This is a genomic window from Oceanobacillus luteolus, from assembly GCF_042678205.1.
In the GTDB taxonomy this organism is placed as follows: domain Bacteria; phylum Bacillota; class Bacilli; order Bacillales; family Amphibacillaceae; genus Oceanobacillus; species Oceanobacillus luteolus.
On record NZ_JBHUDE010000036.1, the window covers coordinates 1 to 25,954 of the forward strand.

Annotated in this window: 21 protein-coding genes; 16 read left to right on the forward strand and 5 right to left on the reverse strand. The window is 38.3% G+C overall.

Annotated features, from left to right (window positions below; all coding sequences use genetic code 11):
- Positions 1-571 precede the first annotated feature (571 nt).
- On the forward strand, positions 572-937 hold the full coding sequence (locus ACFSBH_RS07335) for a YybH family protein (RefSeq protein WP_379596845.1): 366 nt from the start codon (positions 572-574) through the stop codon (positions 935-937).
- Positions 938-1,936: 999 nt separating this feature from the next.
- Here the strand turns inward: ACFSBH_RS07335 and ACFSBH_RS07340 are convergent.
- From ACFSBH_RS07340 to ACFSBH_RS07355, 4 genes are all read right to left on the reverse strand, one after another.
- Complete coding sequence (locus ACFSBH_RS07340; RefSeq protein WP_379596847.1) at positions 1,937-2,131, reverse strand: hypothetical protein; 195 nt, start codon at positions 2,129-2,131, stop codon at positions 1,937-1,939.
- 509 nt (positions 2,132-2,640) lie between these two features.
- Positions 2,641-3,789, reverse strand: coding sequence for a DNA cytosine methyltransferase (locus ACFSBH_RS07345; protein WP_379596849.1), 1,149 nt, complete (start codon positions 3,787-3,789; stop codon positions 2,641-2,643).
- Positions 3,790-4,047: 258 nt separating this feature from the next.
- Positions 4,048-5,406, reverse strand: coding sequence for an IS1182 family transposase (locus tag ACFSBH_RS07350; protein WP_379596919.1), 1,359 nt, complete (start codon positions 5,404-5,406; stop codon positions 4,048-4,050).
- A gap of 149 nt (positions 5,407-5,555) precedes the next feature.
- Entirely contained in the window at positions 5,556-6,428 is an 873-nt protein-coding gene (locus ACFSBH_RS07355) for a YitT family protein (RefSeq protein ID WP_379596851.1), read from the reverse strand.
- A gap of 171 nt (positions 6,429-6,599) precedes the next feature.
- On the opposite strand from ACFSBH_RS07355, the gene ACFSBH_RS07360 reads away from it, so the two are divergent.
- From ACFSBH_RS07360 to ACFSBH_RS07370, 3 genes are all read left to right on the forward strand, one after another.
- Entirely contained in the window at positions 6,600-7,607 is a 1,008-nt protein-coding gene (locus tag ACFSBH_RS07360) for an IS110 family transposase (protein ID WP_379596853.1), read from the forward strand.
- The gene (locus ACFSBH_RS07365) at positions 7,567-8,010 is read left to right on the forward strand and encodes a transposase (protein WP_379596855.1); all 444 of its coding nucleotides are present in this window, start codon (positions 7,567-7,569) and stop codon (positions 8,008-8,010) included. Before ACFSBH_RS07360 ends, ACFSBH_RS07365 begins: the two co-directional genes overlap by 41 nt.
- A gap of 574 nt (positions 8,011-8,584) precedes the next feature.
- Entirely contained in the window at positions 8,585-9,340 is a 756-nt protein-coding gene (locus tag ACFSBH_RS07370) for an SDR family NAD(P)-dependent oxidoreductase (RefSeq protein WP_379596857.1), read from the forward strand.
- A gap of 142 nt (positions 9,341-9,482) precedes the next feature.
- Here the strand turns inward: ACFSBH_RS07370 and ACFSBH_RS07375 are convergent, their stop codons facing one another.
- A complete protein-coding gene (locus ACFSBH_RS07375) occupies positions 9,483-10,433 on the reverse strand; it encodes a carbon-nitrogen hydrolase family protein (protein ID WP_379596859.1) in 951 nt (316 codons plus the stop codon).
- Between the two features lie 371 nt (positions 10,434-10,804).
- Between ACFSBH_RS07375 and ACFSBH_RS07380 the strand changes: the two genes are divergently transcribed.
- From ACFSBH_RS07380 to ACFSBH_RS07435, 12 genes are all read left to right on the forward strand, one after another.
- Positions 10,805-12,166 (forward strand): FAD-binding oxidoreductase, encoded by a 1,362-nt coding sequence (locus ACFSBH_RS07380; protein ID WP_379596861.1) that lies wholly within the window; start codon positions 10,805-10,807, stop codon positions 12,164-12,166.
- A 75-nt stretch (positions 12,167-12,241) separates the two neighbouring features.
- Positions 12,242-12,982, forward strand: coding sequence for a glucosamine-6-phosphate deaminase (gene nagB / locus ACFSBH_RS07385; protein ID WP_379596863.1), 741 nt, complete (start codon positions 12,242-12,244; stop codon positions 12,980-12,982).
- Positions 12,983-13,293: 311 nt separating this feature from the next.
- Positions 13,294-15,936: a glycosyl hydrolase family 18 protein gene (locus tag ACFSBH_RS07390; protein WP_379596865.1), complete on the forward strand. Its 2,643-nt coding sequence runs from the start codon at positions 13,294-13,296 to the stop codon at positions 15,934-15,936.
- Positions 15,937-16,188: 252 nt separating this feature from the next.
- Positions 16,189-16,902: a PIG-L deacetylase family protein gene (locus ACFSBH_RS07395; protein WP_379596867.1), complete on the forward strand. Its 714-nt coding sequence runs from the start codon at positions 16,189-16,191 to the stop codon at positions 16,900-16,902.
- A 98-nt stretch (positions 16,903-17,000) separates the two neighbouring features.
- On the forward strand, positions 17,001-18,602 hold the full coding sequence (nagZ, locus tag ACFSBH_RS07400) for a beta-N-acetylhexosaminidase (protein WP_379596869.1): 1,602 nt from the start codon (positions 17,001-17,003) through the stop codon (positions 18,600-18,602).
- Between the two features lie 29 nt (positions 18,603-18,631).
- Entirely contained in the window at positions 18,632-19,597 is a 966-nt protein-coding gene (locus ACFSBH_RS07405; protein WP_379596871.1) for an ABC transporter permease, read from the forward strand.
- A 13-nt stretch (positions 19,598-19,610) separates the two neighbouring features.
- Positions 19,611-20,507 carry a carbohydrate ABC transporter permease gene (locus ACFSBH_RS07410; protein ID WP_379596873.1) on the forward strand — a complete coding sequence of 299 codons (897 nt, stop codon included), beginning with the start codon at positions 19,611-19,613 and terminating at the stop codon, positions 20,505-20,507.
- Between the two features lie 102 nt (positions 20,508-20,609).
- Positions 20,610-22,190 carry an extracellular solute-binding protein gene (locus ACFSBH_RS07415; protein WP_379596921.1) on the forward strand — a complete coding sequence of 527 codons (1,581 nt, stop codon included), beginning with the start codon at positions 20,610-20,612 and terminating at the stop codon, positions 22,188-22,190.
- A 70-nt stretch (positions 22,191-22,260) separates the two neighbouring features.
- Positions 22,261-22,884 carry a YesL family protein gene (locus ACFSBH_RS07420; RefSeq protein WP_379596875.1) on the forward strand — a complete coding sequence of 208 codons (624 nt, stop codon included), beginning with the start codon at positions 22,261-22,263 and terminating at the stop codon, positions 22,882-22,884.
- A complete protein-coding gene (locus tag ACFSBH_RS07425; protein WP_379596877.1) occupies positions 22,884-24,032 on the forward strand; it encodes an exo-beta-N-acetylmuramidase NamZ family protein in 1,149 nt (382 codons plus the stop codon). The genes ACFSBH_RS07420 and ACFSBH_RS07425 overlap by 1 nt, the downstream gene beginning before the upstream one ends.
- 12 nt (positions 24,033-24,044) lie before the next feature.
- Positions 24,045-24,962: an N-acetylmuramic acid 6-phosphate etherase gene (gene murQ, locus ACFSBH_RS07430; protein ID WP_379596879.1), complete on the forward strand. Its 918-nt coding sequence runs from the start codon at positions 24,045-24,047 to the stop codon at positions 24,960-24,962.
- Positions 24,962-25,909, forward strand: a complete 948-nt coding sequence (locus ACFSBH_RS07435; RefSeq protein ID WP_379596881.1) for a GNAT family N-acetyltransferase — start codon at positions 24,962-24,964, stop codon at positions 25,907-25,909. Before murQ ends, ACFSBH_RS07435 begins: the two co-directional genes overlap by 1 nt.
- The last annotated feature ends 45 nt before the right edge of the window (positions 25,910-25,954 follow it).

Below are 25,954 nucleotides of genomic sequence, written 5' to 3' on the forward strand. Positions count from 1 at the left end.
CACACAGAGGCTCCATGTCAAGCCTTCACATATCTATTCAAATAAGCTTCAAAGCACAACCAAAAAACTAACTTAAATGTGTCCTAAATATTGACGTAGATCCATAACTTGGTTTCTGGATACGAACTGGTAAGAGATAAATTCACAACGCCTTTTGTATATGAAGTGCAAGGATACCTAGACACAAACATTACATCATTTCATCGTAAATCAATCAAATCACTTTTTAGTTATATTGAAGTGCACTTATTAAAAGGGGATTTTATAGAGATATACTCTTGTTGGGATGGACAAGAAGAAAAAGAGAAAGATAACAGTAAGGATGTAGTTATTAACCTCACTACGCTACAATTCGGAAACCATATAAGATTAAATGACATCAATCATCTTTGCGAAACATTCTTTTTAGATGATCAGCAATATGTTTTGGTAAAGAAATAAAGGACAGTGCACTCTTCAAGTAACGGGTGCGATATTCCAAGAAGGATTATCGCTCTTTGTGTTGAAGTTATTGTACTATGGGGCATATAGTTGAAGTGTATGGAGAAAGAAATTGTAAAGGAGAATTCTATTGAATTATGAAGAAGCATTAAAACAATATCTACAAGCTACTAATTCACATGATTTTAGTAATGTTAGAAAAGTTCTTCACAAAGATGCCATTTATTGGTTTAGTGATAAAACTTGTACTACCATGATTGAAATTCAAAATTACTTCGAAACAGCTTGGGACATAATTAAAGAGGAAATTTATACAGCTAAAGATGTCCGGTGGATTGCTACAGATCAAAACACAGCAACTTGTATATATACATACCATTATCAAGGATATCACAATGGAAAGTTTGTGTCTGGAAACGGAAGGGCAACAAATATCTTTATAAGGAGCAACGATAACGAATGGCAGTTAATACATGAACATCTAAGTAGTCTCTAATTTAGCTAACGGGCGCGTTTCTTCAAGAAGGAAATCGCATCCTTTTTGTTGAAGTATCGGGGCAGTTAGTGAAATAATAAATCCAGTTATTTCTTCTGGTTATAAATTACAATAAGTTATGATAAAAATCGAGAAAAGCATAATAAAAATATCCCTTGGGAATTTACAATTTTAGCTACAAAATAAGATGAATAGACGAATTAACAGAAAACCTTTTCTTATTGTGCTAAACCAGCTAATAGTTGTCAATATTTTTCTCTAAAAAAATTAATTCTCTCATGATATACTAAAATTACGTATGCCAAATAACCCTCCACTACATAGTGATTGGAAGGTTTTGTTATATTTAGTTAGATATAGATTTTATGCTATATCTTGGAAAGTGGTTCTGTTTTTTAGTAAGGCGTAAATCCAATGTAAGAGCTNATAGGGGAAAGACTTTTTGTTGGCTTGTGAGCACATAATAATTTTTCCCATCCCTGATCAATAGCTCATTCCTTCCTTGGCTGTCAGCGTAAGCGATAAACATTTTCCTTGGTTTTTTGAAAACCATTTGAATCACTCCTCTTAAAATATTTTTATATGAAAAAGCCGATTAACTCCCGGAGGAATCAATCAGCTTTTTAAACACCATAAAAAAAGTATTGTTAAAGACAATACCTGTTTTTATTACCTATAAAATTGCACACGAATAGCGTGTATCCTTATGAGCCTTACACTCGACCTAACTTTTCCATTGGGCTGGAATACAAAGGTAAAACATTTTATGCCGAGTCTCCTTCTGAAATGAAGGTATAACGACTTTCACCTAAGAGGTGACTGAAAAATAAAAATAATATATTTTTATGATAACAAAATATTGGGTAATGTCAAATAATTAAATGGAAGGGTATTTAACCTAATATCTTACAGGTTACTGTAAATACAATAAACTGTAAATACAGTAATCTGTAACAGACATCTCTAGAAGCCATATTACTAATCTTGGGTTATGTCATTTTAATCATTATTTAAATCTCGAAAAGTATTGAATTTATTTCCGAAATCATATGGTTGGGAATAATAAACTTTACCGCATTCCAAACACTGAACATCACAAACACGTTTGTATGCTAATTTTTCCTGTTCGCTTAATGACCCCGGTGGATTTTCTATTCTTATGATATCTAATATACCGCCACATTTACATTTCATTTTAAACCTCCTTAAATTCCACTTAATATCCTCCATTTTTCTTTATCTAGGGATTGGTTGAACATCTTTTAATTGGTTCATATATTTTCTCTCTCATTTAACTCAATCAAGTTAACGTTTTTTAGTTATTATTAATTTTCCCAGAACAAATGACTTCTTTCTTTTGAATAATCTTAGATTAAAATGCTGCAGATTCGAAAAACGTCTGTTATATTATCGTATAGATAGTGGAATCAAGATTTTTTAGTTTTTTTAAAAGTTCATGAAGGGTTCTACTATATTACTTACAATATGATTATAAGGGGGGAAATACATGAAAAAATTAAACCAAGATATATGGTCAATCATTGTTTTAATTGTAATCTTGTATTTTTTAGGGTAGGGAAAAGAGAATAACAAAATTTTGGTCGATGGAGTTATTCTCATTCCTTCCTATGGATCATTTAAGGTAAAGTATACCAAAAAAAGAGCTTGGCTTATATGCCTTGCTCTTTTTATTTTAAGTAACTTTAAACAAGAGCCGCAAGCTCTTTTGCTGCAATACTTTTCTGTTTAACTAGATTTTCTAGTTGTAATTTTGGTTCAGGCTCTACATAATCATATTCAATCCCAGCAAAGGTTTTGAGGATTGCTTCAAAAATTTGCTTTACTCCTTTTACGGGTACAGCCATTCCAATTTGCTTTCTAACTGATTCTCTACTACCAATGAATTCAAAGTCATCTGGGAAAGTTTGAAGACGAGCACGCTCTCTATTTGTAAGAGCTCTATTTTCTTTCCAATGATACATATGGGTACCGCCACCCCCACTACCAGTAACTGTATAAGCAGGGCGATTTGAATCTAATCTTTTATAGATTGAACTTAACCTAGCTCCTTTGACATTCAATTGAAGCTCTTTCGGTATGTCAGGATGCCATGCATTCTTTCCTTCAGGGATGTGTTCAAGCATTTTTTTAACTTTTTCACCGTGTCTTGGATACTCGTGATTTAAAGCAAATTCTAGAATTGGAGGATCCGTGAGTGCTTGTTTAGAAGTCACATATTGCTCTGGAACAGGTGTTGTAGGTGCTGGCACCCGGAAATGTATTCCTTCCTCGTGTAAATCATTTCGAATACCTACGATTATAATTCTATGTCTTGCTTGAGGAACTCCATATTCTTCAAATTTATATAAATGAGGTGTTAAATGATAACCGGCCTCCTCCAGCTCAGTTAAAATTTGAATAAATGCTTGTCCTTCATTCGCGCTTTTAAGTCCACCAACATTCTCCGCGACAAAAAACTTAGGTTGATATGCACGAATCGCTTTTACTCCATAAGAATATAAAGGGCCATAATCGCCGTCCATTCCCTTTTTCTTTCCAACTTGACTATAATCATTACACGGAAAACCAAAAGCCAGACAATCAATATCTGGAAGAACTTCTCTATCCCCTATTGGTAATTTTTCTACCGGTCCTAAATGTACAGAAGGGTCATTTTCGTCTCCACATATATTCTTTGCAAAAGTTTTGCATGAATCGGCGTCAAAATCGTTTGCCCAAATGTGTTGAATCCTAAATTCTTCCCCAGTTTGAGGATGAATAACTAAAGCATCTTGTGCACCTTTACTCATTCCTCCAGGACCACAGAATAATTCTCCTTTATTAAATATCATAGTAATGTCTCCCTCTCTATCGATGCGAAAATATGTTCTAGCATATATTCATTATAATTATATTCTATACCTTTTTAACAAAAAATGCAGCCCGGAAGATTTACCCAAGAATAGAATATGATGAAAAAATGAAAAAAAGCCTTATAAATAAGGCTCAGCTTGTAGAGAAAGTGGGTGTTTTTTCTCTACAAGCTTTTTATTTTTAATTAAATGTTATATTATAAGTGAGTTTTGTGATGAAAATAAACTCCCATCCACCTATCCTAATCGAGATAGGTGGATGGCAATCTTCTTCATGTTCTGGCACGCTGCAGTGAGTAATACTTGCTCACTTGCATTGTGCAACCCTCTCAACCGACAGTAGCGAAGCCCATGCAGTTCTTTTGAATCTGCGAAGCTTCGCTCAACTTTTTCCTTTCTATACTTATAAAGCATCTTTCCGGATGAAGATAGACGGTTTTCTCGTACGTTTTCTTTATGGTCTTCCCAAACATGGCGTGTTACTACTTTTTGATGATTTTTTGATCTGGTACATTCTTTTAATAGTGGGCAAGTGACACATTGTTTAGGATCGGATTTATATTCTCGATAGCCGTCTCTACTTGTGGTCGAATAGGCTAACCTTTGCCCATTTGGACAAAGGTAATGATCTTGTTCTCTATCATATTTAAACTTCCACTTTGGAAATAACCCTTTCGTCGGTTGATATCTACGGTGGGCGATCACTCCAAATATGTCTCTATCTGATAGTCCTTTGCATATTGGATTAGTCAAGTAACCAGAGTCTAAGGCAACAGCTTCTACTTTGAAATCAAATCTTTCCATTTGTCGATCCAATCGCTCTAAGTAAGGGACGGAATCATGAACGTTTCCTGGAGTGACATAAGCATCTGTAATTATATTAAATTTCATGTCTGTCGTACGATGATCGAGGTAACAGAACATTTCTTGTTTATTGTCCCGAGACATAAAACCACTTTCTGGATCCGTCTTACTCTTACGGATTGTTTTTGTGTCCTTCACTTCCTCCCTGACCTTTAGTGGCTTTTTTCCGTGTTGCTTCCGATCTTCTTCAATAGCTTGATTTAATTCCTCTACATAATCTCGAACTTCTACTTTTATTTCTTCTTTCGTGAATTTATGTTTATTGGCATTTGCTTTTAGATGGGTGGAGTCCGTAAACAAAACCCTCCCACCAACCATTCGGTGGTTGATGGCCTGGAGAACAATTTCATCAAAGATCTCTTGAAAAATGTTCGTGTCTTTAAACCGAGTACGACGATTCCAACTAATCGTGGAGTGGTGTGGAACAGGGTCAGAAATCTTCAATCCAAGAAACCAGCGATACGCTAAATTCATTTGGATTTCCTTCTCTAGTTGGCGTTCAGAACGAATGCCATAGAAATAACCAATAAACATCATTTTGAATAAGACGAGGGGATCTAAAGAGGGCCGACCATTATCCCTACTATAATAAGGTCTTACTTTGTCTATGATGAAAGAGAAATCAATGTATTTATCAATTTTACGTAGTAAATGGTCTTGTGGTACTAAGTCTTCCAGACAGACAAACTCAACTTCATTTTGAGTATTACTTCTAGTATGAAACAACCTAATCACCGCCTCTAATTATTACCAATATTATACCAAATTAGATGATGAGTTGTTTTATTATTTCGATAAAAAAAAGCAAATAAATAGGCTGTCGAGGGTTTCTCGACAGCCTGAGACTGACTTGTTGAAGTCAGTCTTTTTATCATTTCAGCTTATACCGCTTTTTTCTTCTTAAATAGCTGACCTTTTACTTCATTTACTGTACTTACAGAAACAAATGCACCTTCGTCAAAGTCATTAATTAAATCTCGCAGTTGAGATTCTTCCAATATAGATACAATCACATAGATGATTTTCTTCTGATTTCCCGAATATCCGCCTTCCGCATTGATATAAGTTACAGTTTTCCCCATTTCTTCTACAATTGCATTTCCCAATTCATCTGCTTTATCCGTGACGATATGGAAAGAACTGAGCTGATTGAAACCATCTACTACCGTATCCATCAATTTTGCTGCGATGATATAAGCGACAACGGAGTACATGGCAGCCTCTCCTCCAAATACAAAACCACCGCAAGTAAATACAATCACATTGAATGCCATAATGAAATCACTTACGTTAAACGGAAACTTGCTAGCAAGAACAACACCAAGTATTTCCGAACCATCCATGGCCGCTCCATAACGGATGACAATCCCAAGACCAATACCTAGCATTCCTCCACCAAAAATCGTTGCCAAAAGCATTTCGTCAGTGAAAGCCGGAATATCACGGAAAAGTGCAGTTGCAATCGAAAGTATGATGATTCCATATAAACTAAAGATGGTAAACTTTTTCCCCATCAACTTATAAGCGAAAAATAAAAACGGAATATTTAACAGAATCAAGAGGAGCGATAAGTTCACACCAGTTAAGCTCGAAATCATAATGGAAACCCCGGTGATCCCGCCATCCATAAATGAATTCGGAATAAGGAAACCTTCCAGTCCCAGGGCATAAATGCAGGCGCCGAGGGTAATCAAGAAAAGCCGCAGAATAATTCGAGTAAACACTTGTTTTTTTGTTAGTTTTGTTTGTGGCATGGTGAACCTTCCTTTATTTATTTTTTGTACAACTTTGTTATTTTAACATCCTCTGGGTGTGCCTAGTATAGTAAATAGTTCAAAAACATAAAGAGACCACCGTTTTCATTGTAGAATAGAAGTACCTACGACAGAACTTCCAACTACACCCAGTAAAAGGAGATGAAAACGATGGTCCAATCTTTATTGAACCATATTCAAGGAAGAAATGGAAGTCGATGGGCAGAGTTTATTCGGAAAACAGGCGCAGAAAATATTTTATTAGTGGCTGTCGATGCAGCGAAATATATTCATAAGGCGATGATTTGTACGTTTTATGGGGACATTTTGGTTAAGCCTTTTGAGTTTGATGCATCAGAAACTGGTTTTAATAGGTTAAGAGAAGCAGTCCGGCGTGAGAAAGAGAAGCACGATATGAAGAAAGTCGTGTTTGGAATTGAAACCACTGGACATTATTATGAAGATCTTGTCCACCGTAGCTATAAAGAGCATTATTATGTTCGTATTATCAATGCGACTACCACGAAAGAGATGCGGAAAATGCTTTTAAACTGGTCTAAAACGGACAATTTGGATTTAATGGCCATTGTCCATGCCATCATTTATGGACATGGTACATCCAGGAAATTAACGACGAATCGAATCGATGACTTACAAAAATTAACCCGTACGAGGCGTGAGCTCGTCAACGAACAATCTTCGATCAAAAACCAAATTCGTGTTCATGTGGACTTTATTTTTCGAGAGTTTCAAGGGAAAATAATCTTCCGAAATGGAAAGAAAGAAAAAGTGAAGCCTTTTACCGATCTATTTGGGAAGTCTGGGGTCTACATCATGAGGCATTGTCTGCATCCAAGTGATATTTTATTACTTGGGGAAGATGGTTTGCGTGAACTTAGTGTCCGTGAGGACTTAAAATTGAGGGACTCCACCATCAAGTGTTTATTGGATTTCGCTCAATCTTCGATCTCGAAATCAAAAGAACAAGTTAAAGTGGAACAATTCTTATTGAATCTAAGATTAGACCAGTTAGAAGCAGTGAATAAGCAAATTAAAAGGCTAGAAAAAGAGATTGAGGATTTATTTATACAAACAGAGGCTGCCGTTATTTTAAGTGTTCCTGGAATCGGGGTAGCCATTGGGGCTGAGTTTAGCTGCGGAGATGGGGGATATTTCTGATTTCAGTCATGCGGGCCAACTGATAAAAATGGCAGGAACGAACCCGATTGTAAAGCAATCAGGAGATAGAAAACCTTCCTACTACGCCATTTCTAGGCAAGGAAGAAAGCACTTTCGGAATGTTGTATATCAGGTTGGAAAGTCTTTAGCTTTTAACAATCCAGAAATGAACGAGAAATATCAGGCACTGATTGATCGTGGTAAAGTACCCCGACAAGCATATATCGCCTTGGGTAACCGGATGATTCGATTGGCTTTTTCCATGATAAAGCGTCAAACACTATACCGTTCTAATGATGAAAATTATACTTTACTTAACCAGATTGATAAGAAACTAAGAAGTAAAAATAAGAAGTCATTTTTCGAAAAGTTTGCCTTACCTTCAAAAATACATTCTGCCTAATTATACGAAGATAGAAGAACATGAATAACTAATAACAAGCAGATACCTAGTCCATAAACACAAGACAATAAGCATTGAAAGTAGAGTCTCTCTAGGACGTTAGATCACATTGTTGAATGGTGCCTGAGGCTATGAGAGACCTCGTGTGACAGCGTTATGGATCTTGTCCTACAAGTACGAATAATACGTGAAAACGAAGTTTGCATAACTAGGCTGTATCCTCTGTAGGATGAAAAAACAAGGTCCTTTTCACGTCGTAGAGAGACTCTAACATAAAGTTCTGTGGTAGATGAGTCTTTTCAAAAAAATGAAAATGAAGGGCTTTAGTTGAGCTCGGTCTTTTTTAGAGAAAATGTAGACTTGATTTATTTACCATTATACGCTGTCACCACCCGAAACTTGTCGAAGCATCTTTTTGATTCGTGTGGTTTTATATAACTTTGCCAGCCTCATTTTAATAGCGGATTAATTGTAATCATCTTACAACCAGCACATTGTTTTATTTGTCATTCAATTCCATTAAACTTATAATGAAATCAATGAATATTTCGATAATAGAAGGGGATGGCTGAACATGTTTGAACTAACAAATCGAATTGCTTTAGTTACTGGTGGAGCTAATGGGATTGGTAAAGGGATTGTACAAACTCTGGCCAAAGCTGGAGCAAAAGTAATGATTTGTGATATTGATGAAAAGGCAGGTAAAGAAACTGCTGAAGAAGTCGGTGGTGAATATTACAAGCTTGACGTAACTGATCAACGTAATGCAGAACAAGTTGTCCAAGATATCTTAGAGAAACATAAAAGAATCGATATTTTAGCTGCAAATACCGGAATTTATCCTGAAGTATTAATTGAGGATATGACAGAAGAAGATTGGGACAAAGTTCAACGTATTAACTTGAAAGGTATTTTCAACATTATAAAACCAGTGTTAAAAGCGATGAAAAAGCAAAATTATGGACGTGTTATTCTTACATCCTCCATTACTGGAGACATTACCGGGTATCCCGGCGGAGCATTATATGGAGCTACAAAAGCGGGAATTCTTGGATTTATGAGAAGTGCTTCATTAGAATACGCGAAATATGGTGTAACGATCAATTCCGTTCAGCCAGGGATGGTTGCAACAGAAGGATTAAAAAAACAACTGGAGACTCTGAGTGACAAAGGTGCGGAAGTTGTGCCGATGAAGAGATTGGGTGAACCAAAAGACATTGGTGCAGCAGTGTGTTTCTTTGCATCCGAGGAAGCTTCATATATTACTGGACAATCTCTTGTTATAGACGGCGGTCAAGTTTTACCTGAAACACCTGATGTTATTTTGTGAATTTGAGTTTCTATATTAGGTCAGATTGCAATTGTATGGCAACGTAAATGGAATGTTTAATAGGATAGAAATGAGAAAGATGGATTGTCGGGAAGTTGGACAATCCATCTTTCAATTTTATCTGACGAGATACTCTGTTTTTTTACTTCCATATCGTATTTCTCTGTTCCTGCTCATTTACAATAAGTTGAAATACATCCGGCCGGGAATAATGGCCAACAACATCAAAGTCAAATTGGGCTTCCGCAATTTTGTCTAAATTGATGTCTGCGTACAGAATTTCTTCTTTGCCAAAAACAGGCTCAACGATAAAATTTCCGAGTGGATCTACGATGCAGCTACCTCCTCGTGTAAGCTCATGGGGGAGATGTTCAAATTCCTTACGAGAAGTTATTTCTTCCGGATACATATCTTTTGTTGAATACTGATTACATGATAAGACGAAACATCTGCCTTCTACTGCAATATGCTGCATCGTCGCAAACCAAGTATCTCTTGCATCAGCGGTTGGTGCAACATAGATTTGTATCCCTTTCTCGTACATTGCAGCACGAGCAAGCGGCATATAATTTTCCCAACAAATGAGAGAGCCAATTCTTCCGTATGGTGTATCAAAAACTGGTAATGTACTTCCATCGCCCTCGCCCCAAATAAGCCGCTCCGAACCAGTCGGCTTCAGTTTTCTATGTTTACCTAATAGCTCACCATCCGGTCCGAAAAATAATGCGGTACAATAAAGTGTTCCTTGACTGGAGCGGTTGTCTTTTTCAATGACTCCAATAACGACATATGCTTTTGCTTTCTGAGCAGCTTCTCCGATTTCGGCTGTTTCTGGACCTGGTACGGTAATCGAGTTATTCCAATACTGGAAAAAATCTTTTCTGCCCTCGTTGGAGCGGGAACCGACCACTGCCCCAAACGACATTCCTCGTGGGTAGGCAGGGATAAATGCTTCCGGGAACACGATGACTTTTGCATGTTGTTTACCTGCTTCTTCGATGAGTCTTACTGCCTTCTTTACACCTTTTTCCTTATTCATTACTTCAGAACCTGCTTGAACCACTGCAGCCGTAAATGCTTTTTCTTTTTGCATCCTGCTCATCCTTTCTCCTTTATACTATGTTTCTATTTATGGCTTTGGCTTTCATGTACCTCTTTTTCTAGAAGGATATTTTCACTTCTTACCTATCAGCACTAATGTATTGATTAGAGATTAATTCTACTACTCTAATTAAAATATTATTACATAAATGATTAAAAATAACTGAACTTATATTTTAAATTCAATTCTTTTATGTTATATTATATACAAACAAACCAACACACTTTTTTAAGTTACAATACGTACTTTTCTAAACTGCAATGAAAGCGTTGTCAAAATCATTATTACATTACATCTTAGAATGGCCGTTAACAGGGTTTATTTTAATAGTAACTTAGATTTCAAGAGGAGGAAAACGTTACATGAAGCAATTACAAGAGATTATACAGGACAAAGACAGACTTTTCTTCGGTGATGAAGTTCCGGAGATTTATCAAACAGACCACTTTGTCAAACAAGTAGAAAAAGTATATGCAGTTGCACTCCCGCTCACAGCGAAAGAAGTTGTTAAGCTAGTGAACTATGCAATTGAGAAAGATTTAACGATTATTGCTCGTGGGGGAGGGACAGGTGTAGCCGGTGCACAAGTTCCGATTACAGGAAATGAATTGATAATTGATGTTCATCGTATGAACCGCATTCTTGAATTAGACGAGGAAACGATGACTTTAACGGTTGAGCCGGGCGTACAATTGCAAGATATCCAAGCATTTGTAGAAAGTAAAGGTTACTACTATCCACCAGATCCGGGTTCCAAGCATTCAACAATCGGAGGGAATGTTGCTACCAATGCAGGTGGAATGCGTGCAGTGAAATACGGAACGACAAGAGATTATGTTCGTGAACTGGAGATTGTCCTTCCTACCGGAGAGGCAGTCACCTTGGGGAGTCTAAATATAAAAAACAGTACTGGTTATGATTTGAAGAACCTCTTTATTGGTTCGGAAGGAACATTGGGAATTACGACGCGAGTAAAATTGAAGATCCTGCCATTGCCGAAGTACAAGAAATCTGTTTTACTGGCATTTGATTCCTTACGTGCAGCAACAGATGGTGTATTAGCAATTCTAAAGAATGGAATTAACCCGACAGCTTTAGAACTATTTGAACGATCTACGATTGAATTAAGTGAGAAGTATTTAAATGCTAAATTACAAAGCCAAATAGGCAATTCTTATGTATTAATGACAATTGATGACAGTGACGAAGCGACTATGTTGCGTAAAGTCGAATCAGTAGGTGACATGTTAAATCCCGTTGCTTTAGAAATAATCCCTCTAACAGCTGAGGAAGCAGAAGCAGCATGGATGTTGCGTGATCATATATTAATCGCACTCATGCAATTCACGGAATATGAAATGCTCGATGAAGTTGTCCCAATCAATAAATTTGCGGAAATGATCATGTATACGAAAGAGTTGCAGGATAAACACGGACTTTCTGTCATCAATTTTGGACATGCAGGTGATGGTAACATCCATACCGTACTTATGAAGGAAAGTTTAGATGAAGAAACATGGGAAAAGAAGCGGAAAGCCTTGCTAGATGATTTATATAACAAAGTTGCTGAACTTGGCGGACTCCCGTCTGCGGAACATGGAATTGGAATTGTAAAAAAATCATATTTTGAAAGAATGACCAACTCGGTTGAATTATATTTAATGAAGAAAATAAAACATGCAATCGACCCAGACAATCGCTTGAATCCTGGCAAGGTACTATAGTTAAGTGAACTGTGAATTTTTTGATTGGCCGTAATCGTTCATATAAAGCTATGTCTGCTCAAAGGGGGCAAGGTAATGCATATTATCAGGGTAAAAGATTATGATGCATTAAGTGAAAAAGCATGTAACTATGTTGTCAATCAGATTCGAAAGCTTGATAAACCTGTATTGGGATTAGCAACAGGGTCAACTCCAGAAGGGTTATACGAGCGCCTCATTGATGCGTACCGTAAAGAGAAAGTCACATTTAAAAATGTTAAAACCTTTAATCTCGATGAGTATGCTGGATTGGAAAAGAAGAATTCAAATAGCTACTATTTCTATATGAAGGACAAATTGTTTAACCATGTTGATATAGAAATGAATCATGTTCAATTACCGAATGGGGATGTTTCTGATATTGAAATAGAATGTTCCCGCTATGAGAAAAAGATCCGGGAAGCTGGTCATATTGATCTTCAACTCCTGGGATTGGGGTTAAATGGTCATATTGGATTTAATGAGCCTGGATCTTCTTTTTCCAGCAGAACTCATATCGTAGAACTCGATGTCTCGACTAGGGAGGCCAACGCACGTTTCTTCGATTCCATGAAAAATGTGCCGACCCAGGCAATAACGATGGGTATTGGAACGATTATGGAGAGTAAAGAAATTCTTTTATTAGTTTCTGGAAAGAAAAAGGCGGAAGCTGTTAAGCAATTGCTTGAGGGAGAAATTAGTGAAAGTTTTCCAGCAACTGTATTACGAAATCACGAAAAGGTAACGATGATTGCGGACGAAGGAGCTTTGTCATTGGTTGCGAGCTTACCCTTGTAGCCGAAGATCATTTAGAAGCTGAATACTTGCTGCTTGCAAGTATTCAGCTTCTTTTTCATAAGTGGAAAATGTTAGCAGGAAAAAGGACTGAAATAAAATTTTAATATCATTCACAAAAAGTTGTATAATTAATTCAAAAATGATACACTTGTGAAAATAATATGAATCTAGCTTCTTTCTATCTATCGCAGACAACATGATTTGGTAGATTCATCCACTGTAATGGGGGTGAATAATATAAGTTTATCAAAAAAGATCTAGTTGCCGAGGCATGCAGGTTAAAGATAAAAAATACAGGAGCTGAGATATCTATGAGTAGATTTTTCGCAAAATTCTTTTTGTTTATGACCTTAGTCGTTGGTTTGGTATATCTTATCGCAACCCAGTCAATCGGAACAGCCGCAGAATCAACCAATGAATCACCATCTTATATTGATGTTACTACCATAGAAGAAGGTGGAGATACAGTTGAGGGAAGCCCGGTAATCACTGCAGTACCTGATCCTAGTAAATCGGTAGAGCAGGTAATCTTTTACGCAAAAGCTGTAAATGAGCCGGAATCTGCTTACTATCCATATGCCCCGATTCGTGATGCCCCTTATTCTTGGAGCTGGCCAACGGGAAATCCGTGGGTGCCGGACGGTGAATATCGTTTAAGAGTAGATATCACTTATTCGACCGGTGAAGTGGAAACGGTTACAAGGGATGTTATTGTTAACAATTATTCCGAACCAAATGCTCCTGAATCACCAAAAGACTTAACTGTCGTATCACGGACTGACACAAGCGCGTTACTATCTTGGACAGCGTCAACAACAGGTAAATTATATCAATATGAAATTTATCAAGATGGAGAGAAGATAGCGGAGACGACGGAAAGTGAATACCACGTGGAGGGTTTATCAGCAGACACCCTTTATCAATTCCGTGTGAAGGAAATCGACATCTACAATAATACTTCCATCGATGATAACACGATTACGATCTTAACGGATAAACAGATCGATTCACTGCCTGAGACGAGTGAAATTCATGCTCCTGAACCAAATGGAGCGAATCCGAGAGATGGCGGATACGCTGGTACGATTGAATTATCTGTCCACGCAGAAAATGATCAGGTAAACCATGTTGAATTTTATGTTAAATCTTATCGCGATATGAATGCCGATTATTGGGAATTCCCAGAGGTGACATCAAATGAAGGCACCTATACGGTTGCGTGGGATACGACTTCTGCGCCGGAGGGGAATGCGATTATCAAAGTTGTTGCATATGATGCAAATGGACAGTCAACAACCTCTACACGTGTCCTTTTGGTCGACAACATCCTTGACGGGTATATTCCGCCTAATTGGGAGCCGGCAGAAACCCCGCCTGCAAATTATATGATTGCCTATTTAGCTGGCTGGTCTACGTTAGGGAATTTTGATATTTTAAGAGACTTGGATGCAAGTCGCTTAACACATGTGAACTATGCCTTTGGTTTAATCGGGGATGATTTGAAAATTAAAATGAGTGATCCGGTCAATGATCCAGAAAATTTCGCTGCATTGAATGAATTGAAAGAAGTCTATCCGCATTTGCAAACGACGATTGCCATCGGCGGATGGGGTGGTTCGGCAAACTTCTCTGAAGCTGCTGCAACAGAAGAATCACGGGAGATTTTTGCTGATAGTGTTGTAGAGTTTATCGTAGAGTATGGTTTTAATGGGGTGGATTTAGATTGGGAATACCCAGTGACAGGCGGCGGCCCAGGAACGTCTCCTAACCCTGCGGATCGTGAGAATTTCCCATTGCTGCTTGAAACATTACGGGAAAAACTGGACGAGCAGGGTGAAAGGGATAATGTGCATTACACCCTATCTATCGCAGGGGCTGCTAATGCTGGTTTTGTAGAAAATACTCAGCTTGGGTCCAGCCATGAATATTTGGATTATGTTCAAATGATGACTTATGACATCCATGGGACGTGGGAGAGTTTAGCTGATTTTAATGCTCCATTGTATGATGATGATGGACAAACGTGGAGTGTAGACAGAGCAGTTGATGCATATTTGGATGCCGGAGTTCCTGCTGAAAAGGTTGTGATGGGAGTGCCTTTTTACGGGTATTGGTATAATGTGACGTCTGATGAAAACAATGGACTCCGTCAGCCGTTTGAAGGCAGTGGATCCGTAACCTATAATCGGTTTATGCAGAATGATTATTTAAATAATGGCTATACAAGATATTGGGATGAAGGGACACAAGTTCCATATTTATTTAATGAAGAAACATCCACTTTCATCTCTTATGATGATCCCGAATCGCTGACACTAAAAGCAGAATATATCCGTGAAAGAGGACTTGGAGGTGCGATGATCTGGGAGATAAGCCAGGATCATGGCATCGACCTGTTGGATTCACTATATTCTGTTTTAAAAGATCCGATTCAGCCTCATGCAGAAGAAGCTGTGATCACTTTAGATCAGACGACACTTCAGCAAGGGGCAGAAACAGTTGTAGAACTTGAAGTGCTGCTTTCTAACGGGGAATCTGCTGATTTAGCGGAAGCTGAAATAACTTGGATATCCAGTAATGCGCAAGCAGCAACAGTGAATCATGGTGTGCTTACAGCCAGAAATGCGGGAAGTACAGATATCCATGCCGTTGTGACATATAATGACGAAGAAATTTCTACCAATGTAATCCACGTAACGGTTGAGGTAACTACGGCTTCCCTAATAGCTCAAGTCACGAAGCTAAAAGAGGAAGGTGAAATGGATCACCACACATATAAAAAGCTGTCAAACGCACTGAAACAAACGGAACGTCACTACGAGAAAGGCCGTATCAAGCAAGCGATTAAGCATTTGGACAACTTCCGAAAGCATCTTGATCGAAGCAACATAGATGAAACTAGCAAAACAGTGTTACAGAATAATGCAGATGCATTGGAAGAGTCCATTAACTAAAAAACAACAGAGAAAACACTTGGCCGGAGATAATCCTGACCAGGTGTTTTTCTTATTTTGAAATATAAATACAATTTTTTAATAAAATTTATAAATTTTTATTTCATTTCTAGTATTCTTATGTTATATTAACAATACATCACGTTATTTACCTCAGATTGCTAGTTTAAGTGGTACTAGCAATAATTTTTTCACGCTTTATGAAAGCGTTCGCATATAAGGATTTTAATTAATTTACAGAGGGGTGTAAGGATGGATAAAAAGAAACATTTAGTATTGGTTGGTGCCCATTGTGGAGATGTGGAACTGCAAGCAGGTGCAATTGCACATAAATATGCCAAAGCAGGTTGGGATGTAACCTTCTTACATTTAACGGCAGGAGAAAAAGGCAATCCGCCAAATGTATCTGTTGAAGATTATCGGATACAAAAAATGCAGGAAGCTGAAAAGGCTGCAGAAGTCTTAGGCGGAAAGAGTATTACGCTCGACTATAAAGATGCAGAGTTAACATTCAACGATGAAATTATCACTCGGGTTGCAACCTTTATGCGCGAACTGAAACCTACTGTTGTTATCACGCATTGGGAGAATAGTATACACCCGGATCATGCGCTCTGTCCGCGAATCGTACAGGCTGCACAATTGAAGGCTGGTTTGCCAGGATTTGATTTAGATGGCTTAGCTCCCCATTTTTATCCTTTCTACCATAGTGAAAACTGGGAGGATATGGAAGGTTATGAGCCGGATGTATTCATTGATGTATCTGAAGAATTTGATACATACTTAGAAGCAATCTCTAAATATTGGTTCGTAATGAATTCCTCTTCCTTCCGTTATTATGATTACTACCAAGCATTAGGCACAGTAAGGGGATGTGTCAGCCGTGCAACATACGCACAAACGTTAAAGTTCCCGACGGGCGGAAATGTGCGCAGAGGGAATGAAATACCAGGACATGAACTTTAATTTTAGAGTCTAACCTTTATATAAAATTTTTCAGGATGATAATCAAAGAATATGAGCTTTCCATGTTCATCTAATCTCTAAAGAAAGAAGGGGAACGTGTGGCAAGTAACGATCTAAAAAGAAAAGTTGGAAAATTACTAATCATCGGGTTTGACGGAAAAACACTTCCAGACCCTATAAAAGAAATGATTCATGATTATCACATTGGTGGAATCATCTTGTTTGGCAGAAATATCGGTACACCTCAGGAATTATTGACACTCACTTCTGAATTACAGAAAGAGGCGAAGCGAGCAGGGTATGAACATCCGTTATTGATCTGTGTAGATCAGGAAAATGGTGTCGTTCGTCGCTTAGGTGAAGGTACAACGATCTTTCCTGGGGCAATGACTTTAGGGGCGACTGATGATCCCGAGAATGCGTTCCAGGTTGGACTTTCTAGTGGAGCCGAATTAAAAGCTTTAGGCATCAATTGGAATCTGTCTCCAGTTGTAGATGTGAATAATAATCCAGAAAATCCCGTAATTGGGGTACGTTCGTTTGGGGAATCCGCCGAGAAGGTTGCTGCATTCGGAAAAGGGTTGATGAAAGGAATGCAAAAAGCTGGAGTCATAACGACTCTGAAGCATTTTCCAGGTCATGGGGATACAGATGTCGACTCCCATTTGGATTTACCAATCATTTCTCATTCGAAAGAAAGATTGGACGAGATCGAATTGTTACCGTTCAAGGAGAACATTGAAACGGGAGCAGATACGGTAATGACTGCGCATGTCTACTTTCCAGCGATTGAACCAAACTCTGGTGTTCCAGCTACTTTGTCCGAAAAGGTTATTACTGGTTTGCTTCGGAAGGAACTTGGATTTAAAGGAGTAGTTACAACCGATTGTATGGAAATGAATGCGATTGCAGATGGCATCGGCACGTCACGGGGTGCCGTAGAGGCTGTAAAAGCTGGTGTCGACCTTGTAATGGTCTCTCATACGCTGGAAAAACAATTGGGAGTCATCACAGAAATGATTGAAGCCGTTGAAAGTGGAGAATTGGCGGAAGTTAAGCTGGATGAGGCCAATGAAAGAATCGATGTTTTAAAGCGGAAATACTTAAACTGGGATGAAATTCCTCTAAAAGGACATGCAGATGTACCTGATATTGTCGGCAGTGCTCAACATAAAGAAATCGCAGACGAGGTTTATAGGCAAAGTGTCACAATCGTCAAAAACGATCATACCATTCCAGTTCAATTAAATGATAACGAACGGGTTCTAGTTGTTTGTCCAGAAAACGGGACAACGATGCAAGTAGAAGACAAAAGATATGCAACACTTTCACTGGATGAAGCGGTTAAGCATTATCACAAAGAAACCGATGCACATTATTACAATGGTGCAATTTCAGAAGAAGAGATTGACACGATAGTTGAAAAGGCAAAGAACTATGATTTTCTTGTGATTGGAACATTATCGATTCGGCCTGGGAGCAAACAGATCTCACTTGTCGATAAACTGCATCAGACCGGTCAGCCTTATGTAGTAGTTGCGATGCGAAGTCCATATGACCTTCAATATTTACCAAATGTGAAGGCATACATCAATACGTATGAATTCACATATCCCATGCTTGAAATAACAGCTGGTGCCATCTTCGGCAAGGAAGAGGTCAGTGGGAAGTTACCAGTGACTATTCCCTCGAAAGGGTAAATTCGTAAGTGTGCGCCTGAGCTTCCTCGATGAGAAAGGAGTGTTTTAAATTGGCTGACGAAACTGTTCCTGGCAATGTTCCAAAGAATAAAAATAAGGGGTACAAGTGGAGGAAAATTAAAATAAATTGGCAGCTCTATTTGCTTTTAGCGCCAGGATTAATTTACTTCCTTGTATTTAAATATTACCCGATGTATGGTTTGCAAATTGCTTTTAAGGATTTCAGAGCGGTAGATGGTATTTTTGGCAGTGCATGGGTCGGATTTGACCATTTCATTCGTTTTTTTGAGTCTTATTATTTCTGGGATCTAATTAAAAACACACTAGGAATTAATTTGTATGCGCTAGCATTATTCCCGATTTCGATTATTGTTGCCCTGTCACTAAATGAGTTAAGGGACGGGAAATTTAAAAAAATCGCGCAAACAATTACCTACGCACCGCATTTTATATCAATCGTTGTTTTTGTCGGTATGATAATTGCATTTCTGAATCCAGTAACTGGTATCGTCAATAATTTCATTCAGTTTCTAGGCTTTGAACCGATTAAGTTTATGACTGATCCGGCATGGTTTAAAACGATATTCGTCTGGTCTAATGAATGGCAGAACTTAGGATGGGGAGCCATCATTTATTTAGCTGCATTGGCAGGGGTTGATCCTCAGCTCCATGAAGCAGCAAAAATGGATGGTGCCACAAGACTGCAGCGTATCTGGCATGTAAACCTTCCAAGCATTATGCCGACAATTATTATCCTGCTAATTCTTAATATGGGTACGATGATGTCCATTGGATTCGAAAAAATCTTGCTTATGCAGAACGAATTAAACTTATCATCGTCACAAGTCATCCAAACCTATGTCTATGAAGCAGGTTTGTTGCATGGACAATATAGCTATTCAACCGCAGTAGGTATGTTTAATTCAGTTATTAACTTCATCATCCTCATCATATTCAACCGATTAGCGAGAAGAACGGGTACAAGCTTATGGTAAAGGAGTATCCAAAATGGGCATAAAACAAGGAAAGTCTGATAAGATCTTTGACATTTGCAATAAATTATTAGTTTGGTTTTTCATTGTAGTGATTTCCTACCCGCTCATTTACATTATTAGTGCTTCAATCAGTGATCCGCAATATGTAAACTCAGGTGAAATGTGGTTATTTCCAAAAGGAATCACTTTTGAAGGATATGAACGTGTGTTCCAAAATAGTGAAATTTGGTTAGGGTACCGCAATACAATATTTTACACGTTATTAGGTACGTTTATTAACCTGGCCGTAACCTTGCCGATGGCATACGCCTTATCAAGAAGTGACCTTATCGGCAGGAATGTGATTATGGCGATGCTTGTATTCACCATGTTTTTTGAGGGCGGATTAATCCCTACCTATCTATTAGTTCGTGATCTAGGGATGATCAATACCGTTTGGGCGATGGTACTGCCTAGTGCAGCTGCGATGTGGAATATTATCGTCACCATGTCCTTTTTCAAAGTAAGTATACCAAGAGGTTTGGAAGAGGCGGCAGAAATCGACGGTGCGTCGCAAATCAGGATATTTTTCCAGATTGTCATCCCGTTATCCGCACCGATCATTGCTGTTATGGCACTTTTCTATGGGGTCGGACACTGGAATCAGTACTTTGGAGCATTGATTTATCTGCAGGATAGAGAACTCTACCCGCTGCAGTTGTTCTTAAGGGAGATTTTGATTCAACAGCAGCTGACAACGGAATTGATGCAATCAAGCGGAACGGCTGAAGCATTGAGCCAGCATGCTAGAATCGCCGACATTATTAAATACGCAGTCATGATTGTATCGGCAGCACCTCTCTTGATTGTGTACCCATTCTTACAACGATTCTTTATTAAAGGGGTAATGATTGGGTCTATAAAAGAGTAACAGACAAAAATGAAAAATTGAATGAAGGAGGTGAAATTCAGCTAGCAAAACTTTTCGTTTCATCAATTTTATTAATATTAAAGGGGAGAATTAGAGTTGAAAATGAAAAAGAGTTTACTCATGGTGGTCATGTTACTTGTAACGGCTGTTATTATGGCAGCATGTTCAGATGATGGGGAAGGTGATTCAGATGCAACAAGTGAACCGGATGAAAATTTTAATGCGACAGGATATCCGATTGTAGATGAACCGATTACGTTGCAACTCATGGGGAAAAGTTCACCGATCCAGCCCGAATGGGGAGAAATGGGATTTTTCCAGGAGATGGAGGAACTAACGAACATTGCATTTGAATTTAGAACTGCTGCTGCAGATGACTTTACCCAAAGTAAACAACTGGCATTTGCTAGCCTGGATTTACCTGACTTATTTTATGGTGCAGATTTAACAGCTGGTGAAGAGGCGGATTATGGTTCACAAGGTTTATTGATTCCGCTTGAAGATTTAATAGAAGAATATGCGCCAAACTTTAAACGGTTGATGGATGAAAAACCGGACCTTGCTGCTTCAATTACAACACCTGATGGACATATCTATGCGCTGCCAGGGATTGATGAATCTGTAACGTCCAAGACACCGATCATGTGGATGAATGGACCATGGTTAGAAGCCTTAGGTGCTGATAAACCAGAAACAATGGATGATTTTTATGAGTTATTGAAGCGATTTAAAGAAGAAGATCCAGGTAATGTGGGGAATGTTATTCCATTAACCGCAAATTCACCTGCTGATCTGCGTTTAGGCTTGCTGCCAAACTTCGGGATTGTACAAAATGATGGAATCTATGAAGAAGATGGTGAAGTTAAATTTGCTTGGGTTCAAGATGAGTACAAAGAATACTTGAAATTCCTGAATCGTCTCTATGAGGAAGAACTGCTTGATAATGAAATGTTCTCCCATACTTGGGAACAGTTTGTCGCAAAAGGCAGCCAAACTGGAATATTCAGCACGTGGCCAATTGTCCAAGTTGGATTTGAAGATCCTGCGGAAGCACTGAATTATCCTGTATTGCCGCCAATGACCAGTGCGACAAATGATGAGAAATTAACAGTTTTACTAAGTGAAATTCGCAGAGGAAGAGCAGCGATCACAAGTGAAAACGAGCACCCTGAAGCAACAATGCGTTGGATTGACCATGCATATTCCGAAGAAGGAACGATTCTTTCTCGTTTAGGTAAAGAAGGCGTAACATACGAAATCAATGAAGATAACCAATGGGTTTTACTTTCTGAAGATGGTTTAAGTACGACAGAAACGAATGCAAAACACGCACCTGGTGTAGGGACGAACGTGCCGATGAACTTAACGGAAGAATTCTTTGCAAGTGAAGGTGGGAACCCTACAATTCTTGAAATCTATGACTGGGTTGCTGAAGAATTAATACCATATGCAAAATCACCATTCCCGCTTGTTTACTTTACAGATGAAGAGCAAAGAGTAATCAATACGAGAAAACCTGATATTGACAGTTACTTCCAACAGATGGAAGCACAATTCATTACTGGTGCACAAGATATTGATGCTGCTTGGGATGAATATGTAAGTACGTTAGAACAACAAGGGATTGGCGAATTAGTGGAAGCACATCAATCAGCCTATGATCGTTGGAAAGAAGCACAATAATTTAGCTTCATTATGCAGCCTGAGTCTATCAGGCTGCACCCATTCAAAAAAATATAAAGAGGCGGTAAACATGGCAGAAGCAATAGTTTGGAAAGTATATGAATATTCCAGTTGGATCATGAAGATGATTTATCTGAATTTGTTATGGATCATTTTTTCTCTTGCCGGTCTTGTTGTATTTGGTTTTTTCCCTGCGACCCAAGCGATGTTTGCAGTAACACGCAGATGGATTCTTGGTGAGAAGGAAATCCCTGTATTTAAAACATTTTGGCAAGCGTATAAAGCAGGATTTGTTCAGGTGAACATCATTGGGTATGTGTTGACGATATTAGGGGTTATCCTATATATCGACTTAAAATTCTTCCAACAATCCGAACATCTATTATTCTCAGTGTTAGCTTTCTTTATCATCTTTGCTATGTTTATCTTTTTCGCAATGATATTATACATTTTCCCAATGTATGTACATTACAAATTTAAAACATTGGAATATCTCAGAAAAGCATTCGTCATCGTATTAGGCAAACCATTGAATACCATCATGATGATCGTTGGCAGCTACTTATTGTATGTATTTATTAGTATGATGCCTGTTCTCTTATTGTTTGCCAGTGGAAGTTTGGTTAGCTTAGTGCTCATGTGGATTGCCATGCGATCATTCCCGAAATATGACGTTAAAGTGAGTGGTGTGTAATGAAATTAGGATTAGATGTCTTTCTGGAACAAGATTATAAACAATTTAAAGGAAAGCGAATTGGATTAGTAACTAATATTACAGGGGTGAATGACCGTTTAATCCCTTCCATTGATCTATTTCACGAGCATCCAGATATCAAGTTAACTGCACTGTATGCACCTGAACACGGAATCCGCGGGGATGTGAAAGAAGGGGAACAAGTCGAATCGACCATCGACCCTTATACGAGTTTGCCAGTCTTTAGCCTTTATGGTTCAACAAGAAAACCTACAAAAGAAATGCTTGCCCCAGTAGATGTTCTCGTGTTTGATTTACAAGATTTGGGATCGAGATACTATACCTTCATTTATACGATGGCATATGTCATGGAAGCTTGTAAGGAACATGGTAAACAGTTTGTCGTTTTAGACCGCCCCAATCCTATTTCAGGTGAGAAGATGGAAGGTAACCTGGTGGAAGACGATGTCCGTTCATTTGTTGGACTTCTTCCGATTCCTAATCGACATGGAATGACGGTTGGTGAACTTGCCTTATTATACAAAAATGAATTTGGTTATGATTGTGATTTAACAGTTATTCCGATGCAAGGCTGGAAACGGAAGTTGTACTTTGATGAAACAGGATTATTTTGGGTTCCGCCATCTCCGAATACAACAAATATGGACATGAGCATCTTATATCCAGGTACGTGTTTGGTGGAAGGTACTAATCTATCTGAAGGAAGAGGAACAACAAGACCCTTTGAATTAATAGGTGCACCATTCATTGATGGGCAGCAATTAGCGAAGGAATTCAACCAAAGAAAAGTTTCAGGTGTTTTGGCCCGGCCAACTTCGTTCATTCCATTTTATCAAAAGCATAAGGAACAGATTTGTGGCGGGATTCAATTACATGTCGAGAATCGGCATCAACTGAATTCTTTAGAAGCCGGTATTACGTTACTGGAAACCATTGCAGAAATGTACCCATCAGATTTTCACTTTATCAGCAATGAAAATGACAAGTATTTCTTTGACTTACTAGCAGGTACAAAACGCTTGAAATCTTTAGTTTCAGAAGGAAAGTCTCGGGATTTTCTGGAATCTTGCCATGAAAAGCTGGAATCCTTTCAACAATTAAAAGAACCATATCTCATATACAAATAGGATGGATAAAAGATGAAAAATTTATCGATGTTAACAACTGAAATGAGAAACCCAAATTCAATGACGATTGATAATATGTCAACCATTGATATTTTAAATACGATTAATAAGGAAGATATGACTGTTGCTCAAGCAGTACAAAAGGTTCTTCCAGAAATTAAAAGAACGGTGGATATTGTACATGAGAGATTAAAGCGCGGCGGCAGATTATTTTATGTAGGTGCTGGTACGAGTGGACGGATTGGCATTTTGGATGCAGTGGAATGTCCGCCGACTTTCAGTACAACTCCTCACGTGGTGCAGGCAGTGATGGCTGGTGGAATAAGAGCGGTTGAAAAAGCTGTGGAGGGCGCGGAAGACAGTGAAGAGTTGGGGGCAAATGATTTAAGGGAGCGCAATTTGACAGAGTTGGATGTTGTAATCGGTATTGCGGCGAGTGGCAGAACTCCCTTTGTTACAGGTGCCTTGAAATATGCTGAAGAAATCGGCGCAACGACGGTGAGTCTAACAAGTAATAAAGGATCTGTTATTAGTAAGTATGCGGAAATCAAAATTGAGGTAGAGACAGGGCCGGAAGTATTAACCGGGTCTACCCGTATGAAAGCGGCCACTGCCCATAAAATGATTTTAAATATGATTACAACGGTATCCATGATAAAAATTGGGAAAGTCTATGAAAATCTTATGGTTGATTTGAAAGTGAGCAATCGTAAATTAGAAGAACGTGCAAAAAATATAGTATCCACGATCACGCAAGTACCTTATAAAAAAGCAGAAGAAGTACTAGTCATGACAAATTATGAAGTCAAGCCTGCAATTGTGATGATTAAAGCTGGTGTTTCACTGGAAGAAGCTAAAAAGTATATTGATGAAGCTGATGGATTTGTTCGTCAAGCAATCGAATTAGCGATCGAAGGAGGAAATGAATGATGGTTACATATCGACATTATCAATCTGGAGACGAAGTGAATATCGTTAAGTTATGGAATGAGGCATTGTGGAAGGATCCGATTACTCCAAAGCGCTTTCGAAATTTAGTATTACTGGATGCTAACTTTGATCCGGAAGGTCTTCGTGTAGCTTACAATGATGACAAATTAATCGGAGTTGTTTATGCTGTACGTAGGCTGTTACCAATGTTTGGCACTGATTTAGAGCCTGACAACGGCTGGATACCATTCTTTTTCGTCGATGAAAAGTATAGAAAATCAGGTGTTGCTGCACAATTGATGACAGATGCAGTAAATTTCCTTAAAGGAAAAGGCAGGAAACATGTATTCTTTTCCTCTTATGCACCGAACTATATTATGCCTGGTATTGATGAAGAAGCTTACCCTGAAGCATATCAATTCCTTTTAAACCAAGGATTCATTAAATTATATTCACCAATTGCGATGGATCGTAACCTTGTTGACTTCAAACTTACTGATGAAATAAAGGAAATAGTGAAGCAACGGGAAGAAGAAGGGTATACATTCACATTGGCTGAAGATAAAGATTTATATGAAGTCATTCAATTTGCTAATCTTACATTCAATCCAGATTGGGGCAGAGCAATAAGAGAAGGTGTTCTTCAAGGATTGCCATTGGAAAGAATACTTGTTGCCCGACAAGAAGATAAAGTTGTTGGTTTCTGTATCTATGGCGGCTATGAAGGAGTACCAGACCGGTTTGGTCCATTCGGGGTTGATCCTGAGCAACAAGGGAAAAAACTAGGAAAAATTGTATTGAACTTATGTTTACAACAAATGAAAGCAGAAAGCTTACATGGTGCCTGGTTCCTATGGACAGGCGAAAAAACTTCTGCTGGATATTTATATAAGAAGACGGGATTTGAAATCACCCGCACGTTCCATGTGATGAAGAAAGATTTATAGAGTGTGTTTAAAAGAGACGAGGAAATTCTTGGTATAAGTATTCCT